Origin of the sequence: Zhongshania guokunii, from assembly GCF_040892635.1 — a bacterium.
GTDB lineage: Bacteria > Pseudomonadota > Gammaproteobacteria > Pseudomonadales > Spongiibacteraceae > Spongiibacter > Spongiibacter guokunii.
In genome coordinates, this window is record NZ_JBFRYA010000004.1 from 105,273 (window position 1) to 126,352 (window position 21,080).

Annotated in this window: 18 protein-coding genes; 5 read left to right on the top strand and 13 right to left on the bottom strand. The window is 51.5% G+C overall.

Annotated features, from left to right (window positions below; all coding sequences use genetic code 11):
* The first annotated feature begins 239 nt into the window (after positions 1–239).
* The 5 genes from pilB to AB4876_RS05920 all read left to right on the top strand — a co-directional run bounded on the left by pilB (position 240) and on the right by AB4876_RS05920 (position 5,015).
* Positions 240–1,961: a type IV-A pilus assembly ATPase PilB gene (gene pilB, locus AB4876_RS05900; RefSeq protein WP_368380722.1), complete on the top strand. Its 1,722-nt coding sequence runs from the start codon at positions 240–242 to the stop codon at positions 1,959–1,961.
* 2 nt (positions 1,962–1,963) lie between these two features.
* Positions 1,964–3,178 (top strand): type II secretion system F family protein, encoded by a 1,215-nt coding sequence (locus tag AB4876_RS05905; protein ID WP_368380723.1) that lies wholly within the window; start codon positions 1,964–1,966, stop codon positions 3,176–3,178.
* 74 nt (positions 3,179–3,252) lie between these two features.
* Positions 3,253–4,134, top strand: coding sequence for a prepilin peptidase (locus tag AB4876_RS05910; RefSeq protein ID WP_368380724.1), 882 nt, complete (start codon positions 3,253–3,255; stop codon positions 4,132–4,134).
* Between the two features lie 22 nt (positions 4,135–4,156).
* Entirely contained in the window at positions 4,157–4,765 is a 609-nt protein-coding gene (coaE, locus tag AB4876_RS05915; RefSeq protein WP_368380725.1) for a dephospho-CoA kinase, read from the top strand.
* A 34-nt stretch (positions 4,766–4,799) separates the two neighbouring features.
* Positions 4,800–5,015, top strand: a complete 216-nt coding sequence (locus tag AB4876_RS05920) for a DNA gyrase inhibitor YacG (protein ID WP_368380726.1) — start codon at positions 4,800–4,802, stop codon at positions 5,013–5,015.
* Between the two features lie 30 nt (positions 5,016–5,045).
* Here the strand turns inward: AB4876_RS05920 and mutT are convergent, their stop codons facing one another.
* The 13 genes from mutT to mraY form a co-directional block, all read right to left on the bottom strand.
* Positions 5,046–5,468 (bottom strand): 8-oxo-dGTP diphosphatase MutT, encoded by a 423-nt coding sequence (gene mutT / locus AB4876_RS05925; RefSeq protein WP_368380727.1) that lies wholly within the window; start codon positions 5,466–5,468, stop codon positions 5,046–5,048.
* A complete protein-coding gene (gene argJ, locus AB4876_RS05930; RefSeq protein ID WP_368380728.1) occupies positions 5,449–6,669 on the bottom strand; it encodes a bifunctional glutamate N-acetyltransferase/amino-acid acetyltransferase ArgJ in 1,221 nt (406 codons plus the stop codon). Before argJ ends, mutT begins: the two co-directional genes overlap by 20 nt.
* 13 nt (positions 6,670–6,682) lie before the next feature.
* Entirely contained in the window at positions 6,683–9,466 is a 2,784-nt protein-coding gene (secA, locus tag AB4876_RS05935; RefSeq protein ID WP_368380729.1) for a preprotein translocase subunit SecA, read from the bottom strand.
* A gap of 255 nt (positions 9,467–9,721) precedes the next feature.
* Entirely contained in the window at positions 9,722–10,633 is a 912-nt protein-coding gene (gene lpxC / locus AB4876_RS05940) for a UDP-3-O-acyl-N-acetylglucosamine deacetylase (protein ID WP_368380730.1), read from the bottom strand.
* Between the two features lie 108 nt (positions 10,634–10,741).
* Entirely contained in the window at positions 10,742–11,899 is a 1,158-nt protein-coding gene (ftsZ, locus tag AB4876_RS05945) for a cell division protein FtsZ (RefSeq protein WP_368380731.1), read from the bottom strand.
* A 55-nt stretch (positions 11,900–11,954) separates the two neighbouring features.
* Positions 11,955–13,184 carry a cell division protein FtsA gene (ftsA, locus tag AB4876_RS05950; RefSeq protein WP_368380732.1) on the bottom strand — a complete coding sequence of 410 codons (1,230 nt, stop codon included), beginning with the start codon at positions 13,182–13,184 and terminating at the stop codon, positions 11,955–11,957.
* 65 nt (positions 13,185–13,249) lie between these two features.
* On the bottom strand, positions 13,250–14,044 hold the full coding sequence (locus AB4876_RS05955) for a cell division protein FtsQ/DivIB (RefSeq protein WP_368380733.1): 795 nt from the start codon (positions 14,042–14,044) through the stop codon (positions 13,250–13,252).
* Position 14,045: 1 nt separating this feature from the next.
* On the bottom strand, positions 14,046–14,990 hold the full coding sequence (locus AB4876_RS05960; protein WP_368380735.1) for a D-alanine--D-alanine ligase: 945 nt from the start codon (positions 14,988–14,990) through the stop codon (positions 14,046–14,048).
* A 9-nt stretch (positions 14,991–14,999) separates the two neighbouring features.
* Positions 15,000–16,418 (bottom strand): UDP-N-acetylmuramate--L-alanine ligase, encoded by a 1,419-nt coding sequence (gene murC, locus AB4876_RS05965; protein ID WP_368380736.1) that lies wholly within the window; start codon positions 16,416–16,418, stop codon positions 15,000–15,002.
* Entirely contained in the window at positions 16,408–17,493 is a 1,086-nt protein-coding gene (murG, locus tag AB4876_RS05970; protein ID WP_368380737.1) for an undecaprenyldiphospho-muramoylpentapeptide beta-N-acetylglucosaminyltransferase, read from the bottom strand. Before murG ends, murC begins: the two co-directional genes overlap by 11 nt.
* Positions 17,483–18,625 (bottom strand): putative lipid II flippase FtsW, encoded by a 1,143-nt coding sequence (ftsW, locus tag AB4876_RS05975; RefSeq protein WP_368380738.1) that lies wholly within the window; start codon positions 18,623–18,625, stop codon positions 17,483–17,485. The genes murG and ftsW overlap by 11 nt, the downstream gene beginning before the upstream one ends.
* On the bottom strand, positions 18,622–19,974 hold the full coding sequence (gene murD / locus AB4876_RS05980; RefSeq protein WP_368380739.1) for a UDP-N-acetylmuramoyl-L-alanine--D-glutamate ligase: 1,353 nt from the start codon (positions 19,972–19,974) through the stop codon (positions 18,622–18,624). The genes ftsW and murD overlap by 4 nt, the downstream gene beginning before the upstream one ends.
* A 23-nt stretch (positions 19,975–19,997) precedes the next feature.
* Complete coding sequence (gene mraY, locus AB4876_RS05985; protein WP_368380740.1) at positions 19,998–21,080, bottom strand: phospho-N-acetylmuramoyl-pentapeptide-transferase; 1,083 nt, start codon at positions 21,078–21,080, stop codon at positions 19,998–20,000.

Sequence of the window (21,080 nt, forward strand, 5' to 3'; positions counted from 1 at the left end):
GATGAAATTCTTTTCTACAAACAACAACGCAAGCCATTGAAAATGGCGATTTATAACATGTTCGTAAACGTTTGCTAGGAACGCCTAAGCAAGTTAGGCGCCAGATAACGACATACTTCTTCTTCTTACCAATTAAGGCTACACTGTTTAGCCTATTAGGATCGAGAAACTAAGCTATAATCGATGCATAACACTTTGATTTGTAGCAACTCTCTAAACAAACCCGACACAGGCGACACATGAACAGCTCTGTAATCCCACTAAACGGCTTAGCGCGGCGATTAGTTTACGACGAGATCCTTGACGAGGAGGCCGTTCGCAAAGCGATAGACGGAGCTCAAAAGGCTAAAAAAAGCCTTGTCGCACATTTAGTAGACAAAAAATTGGCAGACGGTGTACGTATTGCCGAGATCGCGGCAGATGAATTTGGTATTCCTTTTCTCGATTTACGCTCTTACACCACCGAGCTTTCTCCTCAAAAAATCATAGACAACAAGCTAATCAAAGCCCATCGCACCCTTCCTTTATGGAAACGGGGCAAACGTTTGTTTATTGGCATGTCTGACCCAACGAACCTTCATGCCCTAGATCAAATAAAGTTTCATACCGGTCTAACAACTGAGCCGATAGTGGTTGAGGAATCAGCACTTAACGCAGCAATTGAAAAGTATCTTGCCGCCCAAGAAGAATCTCTCGCCGATAGCCTTGGCGATATGGACGATATAAGTCTTGAAAACCTCGATATTGAAGCGGTGGATGAAGATGGCGGCGGGGAAATTGAGCTAAAAGGCGCCGATGAAGCACCGGTTGTTAAATTCGTAAACAAAGTATTACTAGATGCCATTCGCGGCGGCGCTTCAGATATTCATTTTGAGCCCTACGAGAAAATCTACCGAGTTCGCTTTCGCACCGACGGTATACTACAAGAAGTTGCTCGACCACCGTCTAGCCTAGGCTACCGGCTTGCAGCGCGCTTAAAAGTTATGTCTCAAATGGACATATCTGAGCGGCGCGTACCCCAAGATGGCCGGATAAAGATGAAGCTATCTAAGACCCGCGCTATCGACTTTCGAGTAAACACACTACCTACCCTCTGGGGCGAAAAAGTGGTTTTGCGGATACTCGACCCATCGTCCGCACAAATGGGTATCGACGCCCTAGGTTACGAGCAGGTACAGAAAGACTTGTACATGAAGGCCCTTAATCAACCCCAAGGCATGATTTTGGTTACTGGCCCTACGGGTTCTGGTAAGACCGTTTCGCTGTACACCGGCCTTAATATTCTTAACACCCCAGAGCGAAATATTTCCACCGCAGAAGACCCCGTTGAAATCAACCTTGAAGGCATCAATCAAGTTCACGTTAACGCCAAGGTTGGCCTAGGCTTTCCCGAAGCGCTGCGATCCTTCTTGCGACAAGACCCTGACATCATCATGGTTGGTGAGATTCGTGACTTAGAGACCGCTGAAATCGCGATCAAAGCGGCGCAGACTGGTCACTTAGTGCTATCCACACTACACACCAATAGTGCGCCAGAGACCCTAACCCGACTCCTTAACATGGGTGTTCCAGCTTTTAACGTGGCCACCTCTGTAAGTCTTATTATTGCCCAGCGCCTTGCACGGCGCTTATGCAAGGAATGTGCGATTCCCGCTGATGACATTCCCAAGCAAACGCTACTAGACGAGGGCTTTTCTGAGGAACTGCTAAAAACCGCCAGAATCATGCACCCCGTAGGCTGCGACCACTGTAATAATGGCTACAAAGGCCGAGTGGGTATTTATGAAGTAATTCGCATCACGCCCGATATATCTCGTATTATTATGGAAAATGGCAACTCCCTTGCCATAGCCGCTCAGGCTCAATCAGAAGGCTTTAATAATTTACGCCAATCTGCGCTGATGAAGTGCGCCCAAGGTGTTACCAGCCTAGAAGAAGTCAACCGAGTTACCAAGGATTAACGATGGCAACTGCAGCAAAAAATGAGACGTTTGTCTGGCAAGGCGTAGACAAGCAGGGTCGCAAAACCCGAGGCGAGCTAAATGCGCCGTCTTCCGCTATTGTTAAAGCCCACCTACGCAAACAAGGCATCGCTGCAAAGAACGTCAAGAAAAAGCCAAAACCGCTATTTAGTAGCAACAAACCAATTAAGCCTGCCGATGTATCTATCTTCACACGACAAATGGCTACAATGCTTAAAGCCGGCGTGCCCTTGGTGCAAAGTTTTGACATTGTTGCCGAGGGTGTTGAAAACCCTACGATGCAAGATCTTGTTATTGAAATAAAGAACGACGTCTCTTCAGGCGGTGGCTTTGCAGTCGCCTGCGCCAAGCACCCAAAATACTTTGACGACCTTTTTTGCAGCCTAATAGCATCTGGGGAGTCATCAGGCACATTAGAAATCATGCTAGACAGGGTTGCGACATATAAGGAAAAGACTGAAGCACTTAAAGCTAAGATAAAGAAAGCACTTACTTACCCAATCGCGGTTTTAGTTGTAGCAGCTATTGTTACAACTATCTTGCTAATCAAGGTAGTACCTCAGTTCGCCGTAACATTTGAAAGCTTTGGCTCAGATTTACCCGCGTTCACCAAATTAGTCGTTAGTATGTCCGAATGGATGCAGGCAAATTGGTATATCGTCCTTGGGGGGGCAGTGGTTGCGGGATTCTCTTTTGGCAAAGCACGGGAAAAATCTCAAGCGTTTTCTGATTGGGTAGACAAAATGATGCTAAAAGCACCGGTTATTGGCGACATTGTCTTTAATTCCGTCATAGCAAGATTTTCAAGAACTCTCGCAACGACATTTGGCGCTGGGGTTCCCTTAGTCGACGCACTGAACTCTGTTTCTGGCGCTGCCGGCAACGCAGTCTACAGCAAAGCTATCCTCCAGATTCGTGACGACGTAACCACTGGCCAAACGCTTTATTCCTCGATCAAGTTCACTAATTTATTTCCTAGCATGCTCCTGCAAATGGTTTCTATTGGCGAGGAATCAGGCTCATTAGATGAGATGCTCGATAAAGTCGCCACTCATTATGAAGAAGCCGTCGATAACGCCGTTGACACATTAACAGCCTTACTCGAACCCTTAATAATGTCGGTACTTGGGGTACTCGTAGGTGGCTTAATGATCGCAATGTACCTGCCCATATTCATGCTTGGTTCGGCAATGTAGCATGTCGATCTCTGGCTACAACAAAGCTCAATCCCTGCGGGGATGTGCAAAGCCCCTTACAACGAGTAAGTAATATGAGTTTCTACGAAGCCGCCGCGAATTCTCCGCTGCTTCTCATCACTTTTTTTGGCATATTTGGCCTGCTTCTTGGCAGCTTTTTTAATGTAGTTATTTATCGCCTACCCAAGATGATGGAGGCTAGCTGGAAGCACGAGTGCCAGCTGTTACTCAGCGACGACGAAAATGCTGAAGAACTTGCGCCTCCCCAGTTTAATTTGGCGATTCCCAACTCCCATTGTCCGAGCTGTAATGCGCCCGTTAAAGCTTGGCAGAATATCCCCGTGTTAAGCTATGTATTGCTGCGAGGGCGCTGCGCATCGTGTAAAGCGTCGATCGGTATTCGCTACCCGATAGTTGAGTGCGTAACGGCGTTACTAACGATATTCCCGCTACTGATGTTTGGCTTTACGCCCTACGCCTTTGGGGCGATCTTATTTAGCTGGATTTTGCTGATTCTCACGGTAATCGATATTGATCACCAGCTCTTACCAGACCAACTTACCCTGCCACTGATTTGGTTGGGGCTGTTGTTCAATAGCGTTACCGGCAGCATTCCCCTGCACGACGCAGTATGGGGTGCGATGGCGGGTTACTTGTCACTGTGGTCAGTGTTTTGGCTGTTTAAATTATTAACCGGCAAGGAAGGCATGGGCTATGGCGACTTTAAATTGCTCGCGGCGCTCGGCGCTTGGCTGGGCTGGCAGTATTTACCGTTGATAATTTTACTATCGTCTGTAGTGGGAGCGGTATTTGGCGGCGCGGTGATGATGCTGCGACGCAGCGACAGCTCAACGCCAATGCCTTTTGGCCCTTACCTCGCTGGCGCCGGCTGGATCGCGTTATTCTGGGGTGAAGCACTAATAGATGGCTATCTCCATCTCGCCGGCATTCTTTAAACGCTAATATATAATTCAAATTATGAGCAGACTCGTTATAGGACTAACCGGCGGTATTGGCAGCGGCAAGACCGCTGCGTCTAATCGCTTTGCCAAACTCGGTATCGGTATTGTCGATGCCGATATTATCGCCCGCGAAGTGGTTGAGCCCGGCAGCACTGCACTACAAAAAATCGCTGCGCATTTTGGTGAATCGCACTTACTCGCCGACGGTCAGTTGAATCGGGCTGCACTTCGGCAAACCATTTTTGCCGACCCCACAGCCAAGCACTGGCTAGAGTCACTACTCCACCCCCTGATTGCCGCAGAAACCCAGCGTCAATTACAGAGCGTACAAAGTGCCTATGCGATGTATGTGTCGCCACTGCTCGTTGAAAGCCAGCAAAAAGGTATGTGCGAACGGCTGGTGGTAGTCGATGTGCCAGAGTCGGTGCAGCTGAGCAGGACAATTGCCAGAGACAATAACGAGCAAGCTCAAGTAGAGCGGATTATTGCCAGCCAAGTTGACCGCCAAAGTCGCTTAGCCGCCGCCAGCGATGTTATTGATAACACCCAGAGCTTGTCGCAGCTAGATAAACGGGTAAGTGAATTGCATCAACTGTTCTTAAAACTCGCGGCAGCGAAACCGTAAGCCCCGCCATTTATTGCTAGGATTATCGATTGCTATGAATCAAGACCAGAACAAAGCCGCAGCCCTCACCGTGCCCTGCCCACAATGCAAAACAGAACTAGTATGGGACACAAGCAATATTTTTCGGCCGTTTTGTTCCGAGTCCTGCAAAAATCACGATCTAATAGCATGGGCAAATGAAGAGCACAATATTCCCGGCGACTCACTACACGATGACGTTTTGAGTAGAGATTTAGAGCAGGATTTTTAAGCGAAAATCAGTACAATCATCAAATCAGATTTAAACCGTTTCGGCACACTGAATGGCCTCAACAATGGCGACATTGGCTGCTGGGAACACGTAGTCAGAAAGTGATTTCGGACTAACCCAGCGTAGCGGCTGACCTTCACGCCCAACTGCTTCACCACTAAATTTAGTGACTAACCAAACATCGAGAAACACGGTTTTATCGGAATAATCGTGATTGATTTCAATTAGTGAACGGCAGCTCGCCAACTCAATATAAATCCCGAGTTCTTCGTTTAATTCGCGTGCCAGCGCCTCGCAAACACCTTCGCCAGCATCGACTTTACCGCCAGGAAACTCCCATAAGCCGCCTTGGTGGGCCTCGTTAGCACGACGGGCAATAAGAATATCCCCCAGCGGATTACGGATCACCCCAACGGCAACATGGACCCGCTTATTAGCTGCGGTATTCGGCATTAATTTTGACGTAGTCGTAAGAGAAGTCAGTGGTCCATACAGTTTCTGCATGCTGACCACGATTCAGGTTGATACGAATGCGGATTTCAGCCTGTTTCATAATCGCTGCACCCGCCGCCTCAGTATACGACTCAGCGCGACCACCGTGTTCGGTAATCAGTACATCGTCAAGGTGAACGGTTAGCGCGGAGACGTCGAGGGAATCTACACCGGCACGGCCAATGGCAGCCAGAATACGCCCCCAGTTTGGATCACTGGCAAATAACGCGGTTTTCACCAGTGGTGATTCTGCCACCGCATAGGCAACTTTTAAGGCTTCGCTCACATCATTGGCGCCACTTACTTCTACGGCAACAAACTTGGTAGCACCTTCGCCGTCGCGCACAATGGCGTGGGCCAATTCCAGAAACACTTCGTTGAATATTTGCTGAAGCTTATCAAAGACAGGACCGCTGGCTTCGCTTAGCTGCTCGCCACCGGCGCGACCAGTTGCAACCAGCACGCAGGCATCATTTGTTGAGGTGTCGCCGTCGATGGAGATGCGATTAAACGATGCATCCGCAGACTGATCCAACATTGCTTGTAGAACATTTGGCGCAATATTGGCGTCGGTGGCCACATAGCCAAGCATGGTCGCCATATTGGGCTTAATCATGCCCGCACCCTTAGAGATGCCGGTGACGGTAATGGTGCGGCCAGCAATATCGATTTGGCGAGACGTCGCTTTGGGGCGAGTATCGGTAGTCATAATACCGTTAGCGGCAGCTTCCCAGCTGTCGGCAGCAAGTGCAGTAACAGCAGCTGGCATGGCCGCAACCAGTTTATCTACCGGCAATTTTTCGCCGATAACGCCGGTGGAAAATGGCAGCACGGCCGAGGGCGCTACGCCAACCAAATCAGCCAGCGCCGCGCAGGAGTTACGGGCGTTAAGCATGCCAGCTTGACCAGTGCCGGCATTGGCATTGCCAGTATTGATCAGCAAATAACGCGGCGACGTACTGGCCAAATGTTCTTTGGCCACGGTAACCGGTGCAGCGCAAAACGCGTTGAGGGTAAACACCCCTGCAACCGAAGCACCTTCGCACAACTCAAAGACCACGGTGTCGATGCGGCCAATTTTTTTAATCCCCGCACTTGCCACCCCAATCCGCACACCATCTACAGTGTGAAGAACTGGTAACTTACCAGAACCTACCGCCATGCTTTTGCCTACCTCAGTCTAATTTGCCGTGACATTGTTTGTATTTTTTACCGGAACCACAGGGGCAAACTTCATTGCGACCGACTTTACGAGTGTCACGCACAAAGGTCTCAGGGGTATTGCTGCTATTCGCATTGGCCGCGACAGCTACATCGTCTTCGCCAGCCTCTTCCTCTAACGACAGGCCGCTGGATTCAGCATGCTGAAATTCCATTGCCCGCTGCGCCTGCTCTTCGCGACGCTGACGCGCCAGCTCTTCGGCACTCTCGTTTTGCTGGAGACGCAGATGCGAGAGGAATCGAATCACTTCGAGTTTTAAGCTGTCGAGCATTTCTTGGAAGAGTTCAAAAGCTTCGCGCTTATACTCTTGCTTCGGGTTTTTCTGGGCAAAGGCGCGCAGATGAATACCGTGACGCAGGTGGTCCATGGTCGCCAAATGCTCTTTCCACAAAGTGTCGAGCACTTGCAGCATAATATGGCGCTCGATTTTGCGCATATCAAGACCAACCTGCGCACACTTGGCCTCGTAGGCCTCGCTGATTGCCTGGTTGATCTTCTCTGTCAACACGTCTTCATTCACTGAGCGATCTTCGTCCAGCCAGGTTTGCAGGGGCAACTCTACTTCAAAATCAGTGTGCAGACGGCGCTCAAGTCCAGGTACGTCCCACTGCTCTTCCAAGCTTTGCGGCGGAATATATTCCCGCACCACATCGCCAACCACATCTTGGCGAATAGCGGCGAGCATGTCGCTGATATCCTCAGCTTCCATCAATTCATTGCGCTGCTGGTAAATAATTTGGCGCTGGTCATTGGCCACGTCATCGTATTCCAGCAACTGCTTACGCATATCGAAGTTGCGGCCTTCGACTTTGCGCTGGGCTTTTTCAATGGCGTTTGACACCATGCGGTGTTCAATCGCCTCGCCTTTTTCAAGACCCAGCGCCTGCATAATGCCGCGCACTCGGTCTGAGGCGAAAATCCGCATCAGGCTGTCTTCTAAAGACAGATAGAATCGCGATGCCCCAGGATCACCCTGACGGCCGGCTCGACCACGCAATTGATTGTCGATACGGCGCGACTCGTGGCGCTCGGTACCAACAATATGCAAACCACCGGCCTGCATTACTTTCTCGTGGCGTAATTTCCACGCCTCGCGCAGCTCGCTTATGAGTTCTTCAGAGGGGTTTTCGTGATGCGCTATTTCAACATCCACATTGCCACCCAATACGATGTCGGTACCACGACCGGCCATATTGGTTGCAATTGTTACCACACCAGGGCGACCCGCTTGGGCAATAATTTCAGCTTCTTGCTCGTGATATTTGGCGTTGAGTACTTTGTGAGGAATGCCCGCTTTTTGGAAGCGCGAAGACATTTCTTCAGACGTTTCAATTGACGCAGTACCGACCAGTATCGGCGCGCCGCTTTCCATAATAGCTTTTACGTCTTCGACGATGGCGTCGTATTTTTCTTCTTTGGTCAGATACACCAGATCATTGGCATCGCGACGCGCGCTAGGCTTGTTGGTAGGAATAACGACCACATCCAAACCGTAGATTTGCCTAAATTCAAAGGCTTCGGTATCTGCGGTACCGGTCATACCGGCCAATTTATTGAACTGACGGAAATAGTTCTGGAAGGTGGTCGATGCCAAGGTCTGGCTTTCGGCCTGAACTGTTACGCCTTCTTTAGCTTCAATGGCTTGGTGCAAGCCCTCGGATAAGCGACGACCCGCCATGGTCCGGCCGGTGTGTTCGTCAATCAATACTACTTGATCATTCTGAACAATGTATTCAACATTGTTATGAAAGAGTACGTGGGCGCGCAGCGCGGAATTCACATGGTGCAGCAAATTCAAATTACCGGCCGAATACAGGCTATCGCCCTCGGTCAGCAGGCCAGCCTCAATCAGCATATCTTCTACTTGCTGATGACCGTACTCAGTCAGTTCAACCTGACGCATTTTCTCATCAACAGTGTAGTGACCCTGTTCTGCGACGGCTTGCCCCTCATCATCACTTTCAACGAGCTGGCCAGCTTCGTCCACTTCGGCTTTTTTGAGCGAGGGAATGAATAAATTAATTTGCTTATAGAGCTTAGAGCTGTCTTCCGCTGGCCCTGAAATAACCAACGGCGTACGCGCCTCATCGATCAGGATGGAATCCACCTCATCGATAATCGCAAAGTTCAAGGAACGCTGGTAGCGATCTTCAATGGCGAAGGCCATATTGTCGCGCAGATAATCAAAACCAAATTCGTTATTGGTACCGTAGGTAATGTCGGCCAGATAAGCAGCACGCTTTTCTTCAGAATCTTGACCCGAGCGAATAACGCCAACACTAAGACCCAAGAATTCGTACAGGGGTCGCATCCAGTTGGCATCTCGCGAGGCGAGGTAGTCGTTAACGGTAACCACGAACACGCCTTTACCTTCCAGCGCATTGAGATACACAGCCAGAGTTGCCACCAAGGTTTTACCCTCACCGGTGCGCATCTCGGCAATAGTGCCTTCGTGCAAGCTGATACCGCCGATGAGCTGCACGTCAAAGTGACGCATTCCCATGACGCGGCGACTCGCTTCGCGACATACCGCAAATGCTTCGGGCAGCAGCTGATCCAAGGTTTCGCCAGCGGCGAGGCGCTCGCGAAACTCTAGCGTTTTGGCGCTGAGGGCGGCGGCGTCGAGCGCCGTCATCGCCTCTTCCAAAGCGTTGATCTTGGTCGCCACTTTGCGCATGCGCTTTAATTCGCGGTCATTTTTACTGCCAAAAACTTTTTTAACTACTGCTCTAATCATGATGAATTCGTTACTGTTCCCGGGAGCAAAAGTCCCTAATCAATGAAGGCTCTAAAGCCGCACCAAGCTACATTGTCCGAATGAAATTCTGATGACGACGCGATGACCACTGCTGAGAATGATCCCGAAAATGCCGCGAGTTTAGCTGCTGGTAAGACGTGAGCAATACCGTAACACCGAGGCGCAATATCGCATAGATAGGGGGATATTACCATGCTTAGACGAATCTCCGCCAAGCATGGTAGATAGCGGTAATCAGAGCGCAGCTACCGCGGCGGCGTAATTTATTGGCGCGTCGGCGGGATCGTCAAACGTTACCCATTCCCACGCGTCAGTGTCTTTAATTAAGGTCCGCAACGACGCATTATTTAGGCCGTGGCCCGACTTAAAGGCTTTAAACTCACCGATCAAACTGGTGCCCAGCAAATACAAATCGCCAATGGCATCCAATACCTTGTGTTTCACAAACTCGTCTTCATAACGCAGACCTTCCTCGTTAAGAATACGGTACTCATCAACCACAATCGCATTGTCGACACTGCCGCCCTGCGCCAAGCCTTTAGAACGCAGGTATTCAATTTCGTGCATGAAACCAAAGGTTCGTGCCCGACTCACCTCTTTTACAAACGACGTACTGGAAAAATCCAACTCGGCATGGCCAACCCGGTCTTTAAAGACCGGGTGGTCAAAATCGATAGTAAAAGACACTTTAAAGCCGTCAAAAGGGAGGAAACTCGCGACTTTATCACCATCTTTTACCGTCACCGGACGCTTTATACGAATGAACTTTTTCGGCGCATTTTGCTCTTCAATCCCGGCAGACTGAATAAGAAAAACAAATGGACCGGCGCTGCCATCCATAATCGGCACTTCCGATGAGCTGACTTCAACATAGGCATTATCGATACCCAAGCCTGCCATCGCCGACAGTAAATGTTCGACCGTTGATACCCGTACATCACCATTCATTAAAGTGGTCGACAAAGTGGTATCACCCACATTCTCCGCGCGAGCGTGGATTTCAACAACAGGATTCAAATCGGTGCGCCGGAAAATCACACCGGTATCCGCTGGCGCTGGTTTCAGCGTCAGGTAGACCTTATCACCCGTATGCAAACCAATGCCCGTAGCACGGATGGTATTGCGCAAGGTACGTTGCTTAATCATGTTCACACTCACTCTATGGGCCGGACGGCTACATTCACGGGGACGTACTTGTCTTGGTGTCAGCAGACTACTGACACCCCGCCCTCGCGCTGTACCGGCTACAGCTAATTAATCGGCTTGGCGCCGCAGAAACGCTGGAATATCCAAATATTCCATGTCTTTGTCTGCCATTGGCGCCGGAGCCACTTCTCGCGCAACCGCAGCTTGCTGGTTATTGCGCATAACAGTTGGCCGATCGAGCTTGCGGTAATCATTGGAACGCGGCTCAACTGGCCGAGTTTCAACTACTTTCAGTGGTATATCAGCGCCAATGCCATCAAGACCAGTAGCAACCACTGTTACCCGCAATTCATCGACCATATCGGGATCGATTACCGTTCCGACAACAACCGTGGCGTTCTCAGAAGCGAACTCCTCGATAGTATCCCCGACATCGTTGAACTCGCCTAGGGACAGATCCAGACCTGCGGTAATATTAACCAAAATCCCGCGCGCCCCTTGCAAATTCACATCCTCGAGAAGAGGGCTGCGAATGGCGGCCTCTGCAGCCTCACGAGCGCGATTTTCGCCGGTGGCCACACCACTGCCCATCATCGCCATACCCATCTCTGACATCACCGTACGCACGTCGGCGAAATCGACGTTGATCATGCCCGGACGAATAATCAGATCGGCAATACCCTGCACTGCACCTAACAATACATCGTTAGCTGCTTTAAAGGCATCGAGTAAACTGGTGTTTTTACCCAAGACAGGTAGCAACTTTTCATTGGGAATGGTGATCAGCGAGTCAACGTGTTGACGCAACTCTTTCATACCCTCTAAAGCAACGGCCATGCGCTTTTTGCCCTCAAAGGGGAAAGGCTTGGTGACTACCGCTACGGTCAGGATACCCAGCTCTTTAGCAACCTGCGCCACAACTGGCGCGGCGCCCGTACCAGTGCCGCCGCCCATACCTGCGGTGATAAACACCATATCGGCGCCCTGCAATGCTTCGGCGATGCGGTCACGATCTTCCATCGCCGACTGGCGACCGATTTCTGGGTTTGCGCCTGCGCCCAAACCCTTCGTGATGGTGGTGCCCAGCTGTAATACCGTCTTAGAGGCGACATTGGTCAGCGCCTGGGCGTCAGTATTGGCGCAGATGAAATCGACACCATCAACATTACAGGCGATCATGTGCTTAACAGCGTTACCGCCACCACCACCGACACCCACCACTTTAATTACTGCGTTCTGTGGAACGTTATCTACTAGTTCAAACATTGGTTTTCTCCCTTTTGCATATTTGACCGTGCTGCCGGCACGGCCGCCTTACACCTTAAAAATTATTTTGAACCCACTGTTTCAAGCTCGCTAAGAAACCGTTGCGCTTAACTCGTCCACGGCCGCCGTGCTCGGCCTGATGCTTAATGCCGTAATGCAGCAAGCCCACGCCGGTTGAATAAATTGGATTGCGCACGATGTCAGTTAAACCCCGCGCATCCTGCGGTACGCCAATACGAACGGGCATATGGAAAATCTCTTCGGCCAACTCAACCACACCCTCCATTTTTGAGGTGCCGCCGGTCAGCACGATGCCCGCCGCGCACAAATCTTCGTAGCCACTGCGACGCAGTTCGGCTTGAATCAAGGTGAACAACTCGTCGTAGCGGGGCTCAACCACTTCGGCCAGCGCCTGGCGAGACAATTCCCGCGGGGCGCGCTCGCCAACACTGGGTACCTTAATCATTTCACCTTCACCCGCGAGCTGAGTCAGCGCACAGGCGTATTTAATTTTGATCTCTTCCGCGTACTGGGTTGGCGTGCGCAGCGCCATGGCGATGTCATTGGTAACCTGATCGCCAGCGATTGGAATAACACCGGTATGACGAATCGCGCCATCGGTAAAGATCGCGATATCAGTGGTGCCACCGCCGATATCCACCATGCACACACCCAGCTCTTTTTCGTCATCAGTCAATACAGCGTAGCTTGAGGCCAGCTGCTCCAGAATGACGTCTTCAACTTCTAGGCCGCAGCGACGTATGCACTTCTCGATGTTCTGCACCGCATTAACTGCGCAGGTCACTAAATGCACTTTGGCTTCTAGGCGAACCCCAGACATACCCAGCGGCTCTTTAATGCCCTCTTGCTCATCGATCACAAATTCTTGCGGCAGGATGTGCAGCACTTTTTGATCAGCAGGTATCGCCACCGCTTGAGCGGCGTCGATAACCCGATCTAAATCAAGCTGAAATACTTCGCGGTCGCGAATCGCGACAATACCGTGGGAGTTGAGGCTGCGAATGTGATTGCCCGCAATACCTACATACACGCTGTGGATCTCGCAACCGGCCATCAATTCAGCTTCTTCTATCGCGCGCTGAATTGAGTGCACCGTCGACTCAATATTGACCACCACCCCTTTCTTCAGACCGCGAGATGGGTGCGAGCCAATGCCTATAATTTCCAGCTTGCCGTCTTCGTTGCTCGAGCCAACGATAGCCACCACTTTCGAGGTGCCGATATCAAGGCCGACAATCATCCGGCTTGCGTGTGAACTAGCCATTGCTTTGCTTCTCCCAAGTTTGCGATCCGTTGTGCGCCGGCAACTCCATTGCCAGAGCAATTTCCTTAGCCATTACCTTTTGCACCTTTTGTTTCATCCCACGCCACCGCCAAGCCATTGATATAACGTGTATCAACACGTTTAACTCGATCAAAATCACCCGCCAACTGGTGGCGATACACCCACATAAAACGGCGTAGCTTTTCCAGCGGTTCTTGACGACCTAAAACCAGCACGGCACCGCCATTAAGGGTTGCCGTCCACGCGCCGCGATCATTCATCTCTAAGCGCTGTAAAATCAAGTCTTCGTCACCAAGCAGCTGACTCATCAAGCGATACTGGCGCATTATTTCTATGGCGCTGCCATCAGGGCCGCTCAGTAGCGGCAGACCAGCATCTTCGGCCATGCCCTTCGCGGGCAAAAATATTTTGCCGCGGTGATTTAGCAAACCGCCATTGCCCCACATCGCGATGGGCGCTTCTTCAACAATCGTAATTTTCAATTCTCGAGGCCAAACCCGCTCAACAATGGCCCGATACACCCATGGCTCTTGCTCTAATTCGCCCTGGATGGCCTCTAAATCTAGTCCCACGTAACCAACCGCTAAATGTCCAGTTACTCGCTCGACCAAAACATCCCGACTCACGTGACGCAGATCACCGGCAAACACCACCCGATCTACAGGAATAGCGTCTAACTGGCGGCCCAGTTGCTCTACGCCGTAAACAAAACCAATTACCGCCGCAACCAAGAGTAGGCGATTGAGAATACGCCCCCACTCACGCTGCACACGCGGGTCCTTTGGCGCCGCAGACTTGCGCGCTTTCAGGCGATTTTGTTTACCGCTCAGTAGCTTCATTTCAAACTAAGTCCGCCTTTATGCTGCCCGCTAAAATAGCTAACACCAACTGCTCAAAATTAAGTCCCGCCTGTTTAGCGGCCATCGGCACTAAACTGTGGTCGGTCATCCCTGGTACGGTATTCACTTCTAATAAATAGAATTTACCGGCGGCATCGCGCATCACATCAACGCGGCCCCAACCAGCACAGCCCAAGCTACTAAACGCTGCTAAGGCCAATTCACTCAGCTCTTGCTCTTCGGCCGCGCTCAAACCGCAGGGGCACAAATAACGCGTTTCATCAGAAATATACTTGGCGTTAAAATCATAAAACGCGGCATCGGTTTCCAATTTAATCGCCGGCAGCGCCTTGTTGTTTAATATCGCTACGGTGTATTCACTACCGCTAATCCACTGTTCAGCGAATACGCGGCCATAGGCCTGCGCGTTTTGCCATGCGTCAGCCAATTCAGCAGCACTCGCCGCGCGAGCCATACCAATACTTGAGCCTTCACAGGCTGGCTTTACAATTACCGGGCCTAAATCATCAATAATGCCCTGCCAATCACTGTCTGCAGTTAACTCGACAAAGCGCGGGGTCGACAGGTCCATACCTAGCCACAGTAGCTTGCAGCGAAACTTATCCATGGCCAGCGCCGACGCCATAACACCGCTGCCGGTATAGGCAATATCCAAACACTCCAGCGCGCCTTGAACTGTGCCGTCTTCGCCGCCGGGACCGTGCAAGGCGATAAACACCTGCTTAAATTCACCGCTGAGTCGCTGCATCCAATTGGCATCGGCCACGTCTATGCCTTCAACCGCAATGCCCTGGCGCTCAAATGCAGCCATTACCGCCGCCCCGCTTTTCAGGGAAATTTCCCGCTCCGCCGAGCGGCCGCCCAGCAGAACAGCTAGCTTGCCGCCAATCGCCCGATTTATGTTTGCTACTGTTATGTCACTCATTGCCGCGACCTACACCCAATCCTGACTGGCTAATTGCAGCGCCAAGGCGCCAATATTTCCCGCGCCCTGAGTGAGCAGTACATCACCAGCGCGAATACGGGGTTTTAATATGTCAAAAGCAGCTTCGGTATTTTCTACAAATACCGGTTCGAGACTGCCCTGCAAACGAATGCTGCGGCACAGGCTGCGACTGTCGGCGCCCGGAACCGGCTCTTCACCTGCGGAGTACACATCCAGCAGCAAGAGACTGTCGACGGTGGACAATACCCGTACAAAATCCTCGTACAAATCTTTGGTCCGACTATAGCGATGCGGCTGATACAGCATCACTAGGCGGCGATCTGGCCAAGCTTGGCGAGCGGCAGAAATCGTCGCGGCCACTTCGGTGGGGTGATGGCCGTAATCGTCCACCAGCATAAACTCGCCATCGGCCAGCGGCAGTTCGCCATAGCGCTGGAAGCGACGGCCCACACCCTGGAAATTGGCAATACCATTGCAAATAGCGTCTACCGGCAAACCTTCGTCCGTCGCTACCGCGACGGCTGCGGTAGCATTTAGCACGTTGTGCACACCGGGCTGCTGAATACTGAGTTCGATATCGCTGCCATCTGGTCGGCTTACATTGAAGCGGCTCTGCATACCCAGTTTTTGTAGGGAATGAATACGAAAGTCGGCGTCTTCACTAAAGCCATAGGTCAAGGTCGGACGGCCAATATCCGGCATAATGTCACGCACCACTGGGTCGTCAACACAAACCACCGCCATGCCGTAAAACGGCAAATTGTGCAAAAACTCGATAAACGTGCGCTTCAACTTACTGAAGTCACCGTCGTAGGTCGCCATGTGATCGGCTTCAATATTGGTAATCACCGACACCATTGGCTGCAGATGCAAGAAGGAGGCATCGCTCTCATCTGCCTCAGCCACTAGGTAGCGGCTTTCGCCCAAGGCAGCATTGGTGCCGGCGCTATTTACTCGACCGCCAATCACGAAGGTAGGGTCTAAACCGGCCTCGGCAAAAATAGCCGTGATCAAACTAGTGGTGGTCGTTTTACCGTGGGTGCCTGCCACCGCGATACCGTGGCGGTAGCGCATCAACTCTGCCAGCATTTCTGCACGGCGCACTATCGGCACCCGCAATTGACGAGCAGCGGCTATTTCTGGGTTGCTCTCGTTCACCGCGCTGGAAACCACCACGACATCGGAGTCGCCAATATTTTCGCCGCGATGACCAAAGGCAATTCGCGCGCCTAGCTGCTGAAGACGCGCCGTACTGGGCGAGGCTTTAAGGTCTGAGCCTGAAATCACATAGCCCAGATTCAAAAGCACTTCGGCAATACCGCACATACCCACGCCGCCGATACCGATGAAATGAATACGTTTAACTCGACGCATTTCAGGAACCACAAAGGGATGCTTAGGACTCATTGGCAAACTCCATACAATAATTTGCGGCAACGTCAGCTGCATCTATTTTGGCAAGCCGTCTTGCGGCCTCAGCACTAGTCAACAATGACTCCCTATTTGCACGAGCACTCCCCAACCAAGCACATAAAGCCTCGGCATTAAAAACCGATTGATCAATAATTTCGCCGGCGCCGCCATCCACAAACCACTGAGCATTGGCGCGCTGGTGGTCATCAATCGCGTGGGGCAATGGAATTAACAGGGCCGGTACGCCCGCGGCCGCTAGCTCGGCTACCGTCAATGCGCCAGCGCGACAGATAACCACATCAGCCCAACTGTAGGCGGCCGCCATATCTTCAATAAACGCTTCAGCGCGAACCGCTATTCCCGCCGCTTGATACGCTTGCTGTACTAGTTCTTCGTGGGCGCGACCAGTCTGATGCCATAAAGTGGGCCGCTGCGTCTCGCTCAGTTGCTGCCACGCCGCCAGCACCACGTCATTTATCGGCTTGGCGCCTAAGCTACCGCCCAGCACCAAAACCCGTAGGCCGTCACTGCGCTCAGCCCAGCGACTGGCCGGCGTAGCTATTTCTGCAATTTCGCGGCGCACCGGATTGCCAATATAGCGATTGCGCTCGCCACCCAAGTCGATGGGGTAACCGGTTAAGCAGAGCTGCGCAATTTTCGCTAGCAAGCGATTAGTGGTGCCCGCGACCGCGTTTTGCTCTTGAATCAATACCGGCACACCCAACAACTTGGCAGCCAAGCCACCTGGCCCAGAGGCGTAACCGCCCATGCCCACCACACAAAAGGGCTTTAACTTCAAAATAAGACGCATACTATGCAAAACTGCAAGCATCGCTTTGCCGATGGCAAGTAGACGAAATACAGGGTTCTTGCCCCGCACGCCAGCCATATTCAAACAGTGCAAGGGCAAACCTGCGGCAGGTACCAAGCGCGCTTCGATGCCCGCAGCAGTACCCAGCCAATGAACACTTACATTGCGTTCAGCCAGTGCAGACGCCACTGCGAGCGCCGGAAAAACATGCCCGCCAGTGCCACCAGCCATCATTAATACTGTTTGCTCAGCGGCCATCTTGCCTCCGGCATTCCAGTTCGATTCGTCCCACCAGCGACACCATTGCCATACACACAATTAAACTACTGCCGCCGTAGCTGAAAAACGGTAGGGTCAAACCCTTGGTTGGCAGCAAGCCGGTGTTAACGCCCATATTAATAAACGCCTGACCGCTAATCATGACCGCGATACCATAGGCCACAAACGCGTGAAATTGCTTACCCATCATTTCGGCGTAACGGCCTATAAACAAAATCCGACCAATTAAGCCCGCAAACAAAACCAACACCAACAAACTGCCGATAAAACCAAATTCTTCCGCAAAAATGGCGTACACAAAGTCGGTGTGCGCCTCCGGTAAATAAAACAATTTCTGCACGCTATTGCCCAAGCCCACGCCACTTATCTGGCCGCGACCAAAAGCAATAAGCGACTGGGTGAGCTGGTAGCCAGTATTGAACTGATCTGCCCAGGGGTCGGTAAACGCGGTTAGGCGCTTCATGCGATAGGGTTCAAAAATAACCATCGCCACGGCGCCAGCAACACAGCTTAAAATCACCAGCAAAAATTGGCCGAGCTTTACGCCGCCCAAAAAGATCATCACAAACGCGGTGCCAGCGGTTACTACCGTTGCACCAAAATCCGGTTCCAGCATTAGCAGTAAGGTCACCGCGAATAGCAGCGCCATGGGCTTAACAAAACCTGACCAACTCTGCCGCACTTCGTCACGGCGGCGCACCAAGTAACCGGCCAGATAAAAAATGACACACAGCTTTACAAACTCCGAGGCCTGCAAAGTCAGTGGCCCTACGCCAAGCCAGCGCCGACTGCCGTTGACCTCTTTACCAACGCCGGGAATCAAGACCAACGCTAACAGCACAAAACCAAATAACAACCACAGCCAACCCGTGCGTTCCCACAGGTCGACCGGCGTTAGATACATGACCACGCTCAAGCCAAAGGCCAAACTAAAATGGAAGAAATAACGCTTAGCAAAAAAGAAAGCGTCGCCGTAACGACTCGCCGCATGCTCAATAGAAGCCGACGTCATCGCGACAAAACCAATCACCAACAAAGCCAACAGCAGCAGCTGTAAGTGACGATCAAATTGACGCAAATCAAGCCAACGCGACTGCAAATATGTCGTCATTGCAGCCCCCCCATCAGCGCCTTTACCGACTCAGTAAAGACGTCGCCACGATGCTCGTAATTAGTAAACATATCGAAGCTGGCACAGGCCGGCGACAGTAGCACCACATCGCCAGCTTGAGCATTGGCCGCCGCGACACGAACCGCAGTAGGCATGTCCACGCATAACTCCGCGGGCAAACGGCCATCAAGCATACTGAGCATCGCTGGCCCAGCTTCACCAATTAATACTACTGCGCGACCTACATCCAGCAGGGTATCAATCAAAGGCTTAAAGTCGGCGCCCTTGCCAACACCGCCGGCTATTAAGACCACCTTACCAGCACCACTCAAGCCTCTCAGCGCCGACACTGCCGCGCCAACATTGGTGCCCTTAGAGTCGTTGTAAAAGCGCAAACCCTGCCACTGTGCAACAAATTGGCAACGGTGCGCTAAACCGGTAAATTCGGTGAGCGTACTGAGCATAGCGCTCATCGGCAGGCCAGCTGCAGCACCCAACGCCAACGCCGCCATGGCATTGCTAATATTATGCAGTCCAGCCATTTTTAAGGCTGACACCGGCAACAAAGCCTCTCTAGCCAAAGCCAAATACTGCTCGCCGTCTTCTTCTATTAAACCAAAGGCGCGAAAATCTGAGCGCCCTAAACCAAAGCTCCACTTTTCGACGGCGTCGGGAATCAACGGCGTGCTTAAGGCGTCATCGCGATTAATAACAACCTTTTTACAATCACGGAATATACGATGCTTGGCTTGGTGGTAAGCGATCATATTGCCGTGATGATCTAGATGATCTTCACTCACATTTAATACCGTCGCCACTTCAGCGCCGATAAACGCGCAGCGCTCTAATTGAAATGACGACAACTCCAGCACATAGAGTTCGGCGCGGTCGTCGAGTAACTCCAGCGCGGGCGTACCAAGATTACCGCCCACCGCACAACGCCAACCGGCATTGACTGCCATCTCTGCGACGAGTGTTGTCACGGTGCTCTTACCGTTAGACCCCGTAATGGCAACGATAGGCGCCGTGGCTTCGCGACAGAACCATTCAATATCGCCGCTAATAAGCACACCAGTCGCTTTAGCTGCTGCTATCGCAGGCTCAGCCAAGGAGATACCTGGGCTAATGACAAGTTCGGTTGCCGACAAAAACTGATCGTCAGTAAATGCGCCGAGAATAGGTCTTACTGTTGGAAACTCTGCATTAAACAGGGCGAGTTCCGGCGGTGCATCGCGACTATCAGCAATCGCAAAGGACAAGCCACGGCTAGTAAAATAGCGGGCGATAGAAAGCCCGGTTTTACCTAGACCGATGATGACCCGTCTATTGTCGGATGCAATTAAACTCACGTTGCCTATAACTCCCGTTTTAATTAGCGCAGTTTTAAAGTGGCCAAACCAAATAAAACCAACATCACTGTAATAATCCAAAAGCGCACAATTACCCGCGGCTCTGGCCAACCTTTTAATTCAAAATGGTGGTGTATCGGCGCCATGCGAAAGATGCGACGACCGGTTAATTTGAACGAGGCCACCTGCAAAATGACCGACACGGTTTCTAATACAAAAATGCCGCCCATAATAAAAAACACAATCTCGTGGCGGGTGATTACGGCGATCGTGCCCAAGGTTGCGCCAAGGGCCAATGCCCCCACATCACCCATGAATACTTGCGCCGGGTAAGTGTTAAACCATAAAAAGCCAAGACCCGCGCCGGCCAGCGCACCGCAAATAACTATGAGTTCACCGGCTCCCGCCACATAGGGAATATGCAAATATTCTGCAAACTTCACGTTGCCAGTTAGATAGGCGATTAAACCCAGCGCCGCGCCAACCATCACCGTTGGCAGAATTGCCAAGCCGTCGAGACCATCGGTTAAATTCACCGCGTTACTCGCGCCGACAATCACGAAATACGTTAATACAATAAACAATGGGCCCATTTGCCAACTTACGTTTTTCAAAAACGGTAAAAACAATTGGGTATTTACCGAGCTGTCAGCAGTCATATACAAATATAAGGCCGCGCCGAGCCCAGCTACGCTTTGCCATAAATACTTCCAGCGCGCAGGCAAACCCCGCGGATTGCGCTCGATGACTTTGCGATAATCGTCGACCCAACCCACCGCGCCAAAAATCGCGGTTACAATTAGTACCGTCCACACATAGTGGTTCTTAAGATCTGACCACAGTAGGGTGCTGATAAAAATGGCGACCAATATCAGTGCGCCGCCCATGGTAGGGGTGCCAGACTTACTGAGATGCGACTGCGGACCGTCGTCGCGCACCGCCTGACCAATTTGATGAAAATTGAGTTTGCGAATCATCACAGGGCCGATCATTAATGAAATCGCCAGTGCAGTTAATACCCCGAGAATGCCGCGAATACTCAGGTATTGAAAAACGGCAAAACCGCTAATGTACTGGCTTAAATATTCAGCTAGAAGCAACAGCAT

Bases quoted from the DNA above. Each gene is read 5' to 3' on its own strand.
- pilB (WP_368380722.1), top strand. From the start codon at position 240: ATGAACAGCTCTGTAATCCCACTAAACGGCTTAGCGCGGCGATTAGTT.
- AB4876_RS05905 (WP_368380723.1), top strand. From the start codon at position 1,964: ATGGCAACTGCAGCAAAAAATGAGACGTTTGTCTGGCAAGGCGTAGAC.
- AB4876_RS05910 (WP_368380724.1), top strand. From the start codon at position 3,253: ATGAGTTTCTACGAAGCCGCCGCGAATTCTCCGCTGCTTCTCATCACT.
- coaE (WP_368380725.1), top strand. From the start codon at position 4,157: ATGAGCAGACTCGTTATAGGACTAACCGGCGGTATTGGCAGCGGCAAG.
- AB4876_RS05920 (WP_368380726.1), top strand. From the start codon at position 4,800: ATGAATCAAGACCAGAACAAAGCCGCAGCCCTCACCGTGCCCTGCCCA.
- mutT (WP_368380727.1), bottom strand. From the start codon at position 5,468: ATGCCGAATACCGCAGCTAATAAGCGGGTCCATGTTGCCGTTGGGGTG.
- argJ (WP_368380728.1), bottom strand. From the start codon at position 6,669: ATGGCGGTAGGTTCTGGTAAGTTACCAGTTCTTCACACTGTAGATGGT.
- secA (WP_368380729.1), bottom strand. From the start codon at position 9,466: ATGATTAGAGCAGTAGTTAAAAAAGTTTTTGGCAGTAAAAATGACCGC.
- lpxC (WP_368380730.1), bottom strand. From the start codon at position 10,633: ATGATTAAGCAACGTACCTTGCGCAATACCATCCGTGCTACGGGCATT.
- ftsZ (WP_368380731.1), bottom strand. From the start codon at position 11,899: ATGTTTGAACTAGTAGATAACGTTCCACAGAACGCAGTAATTAAAGTG.
- ftsA (WP_368380732.1), bottom strand. From the start codon at position 13,184: ATGGCTAGTTCACACGCAAGCCGGATGATTGTCGGCCTTGATATCGGC.
- AB4876_RS05955 (WP_368380733.1), bottom strand. From the start codon at position 14,044: ATGAAGCTACTGAGCGGTAAACAAAATCGCCTGAAAGCGCGCAAGTCT.
- AB4876_RS05960 (WP_368380735.1), bottom strand. From the start codon at position 14,990: ATGAGTGACATAACAGTAGCAAACATAAATCGGGCGATTGGCGGCAAG.
- murC (WP_368380736.1), bottom strand. From the start codon at position 16,418: ATGAGTCCTAAGCATCCCTTTGTGGTTCCTGAAATGCGTCGAGTTAAA.
- murG (WP_368380737.1), bottom strand. From the start codon at position 17,493: ATGGCCGCTGAGCAAACAGTATTAATGATGGCTGGTGGCACTGGCGGG.
- ftsW (WP_368380738.1), bottom strand. From the start codon at position 18,625: ATGACGACATATTTGCAGTCGCGTTGGCTTGATTTGCGTCAATTTGAT.
- mraY (WP_368380740.1), bottom strand. From the start codon at position 21,080: ATGCTGTTGCTTCTAGCTGAATATTTAAGCCAGTACATTAGCGGTTTT.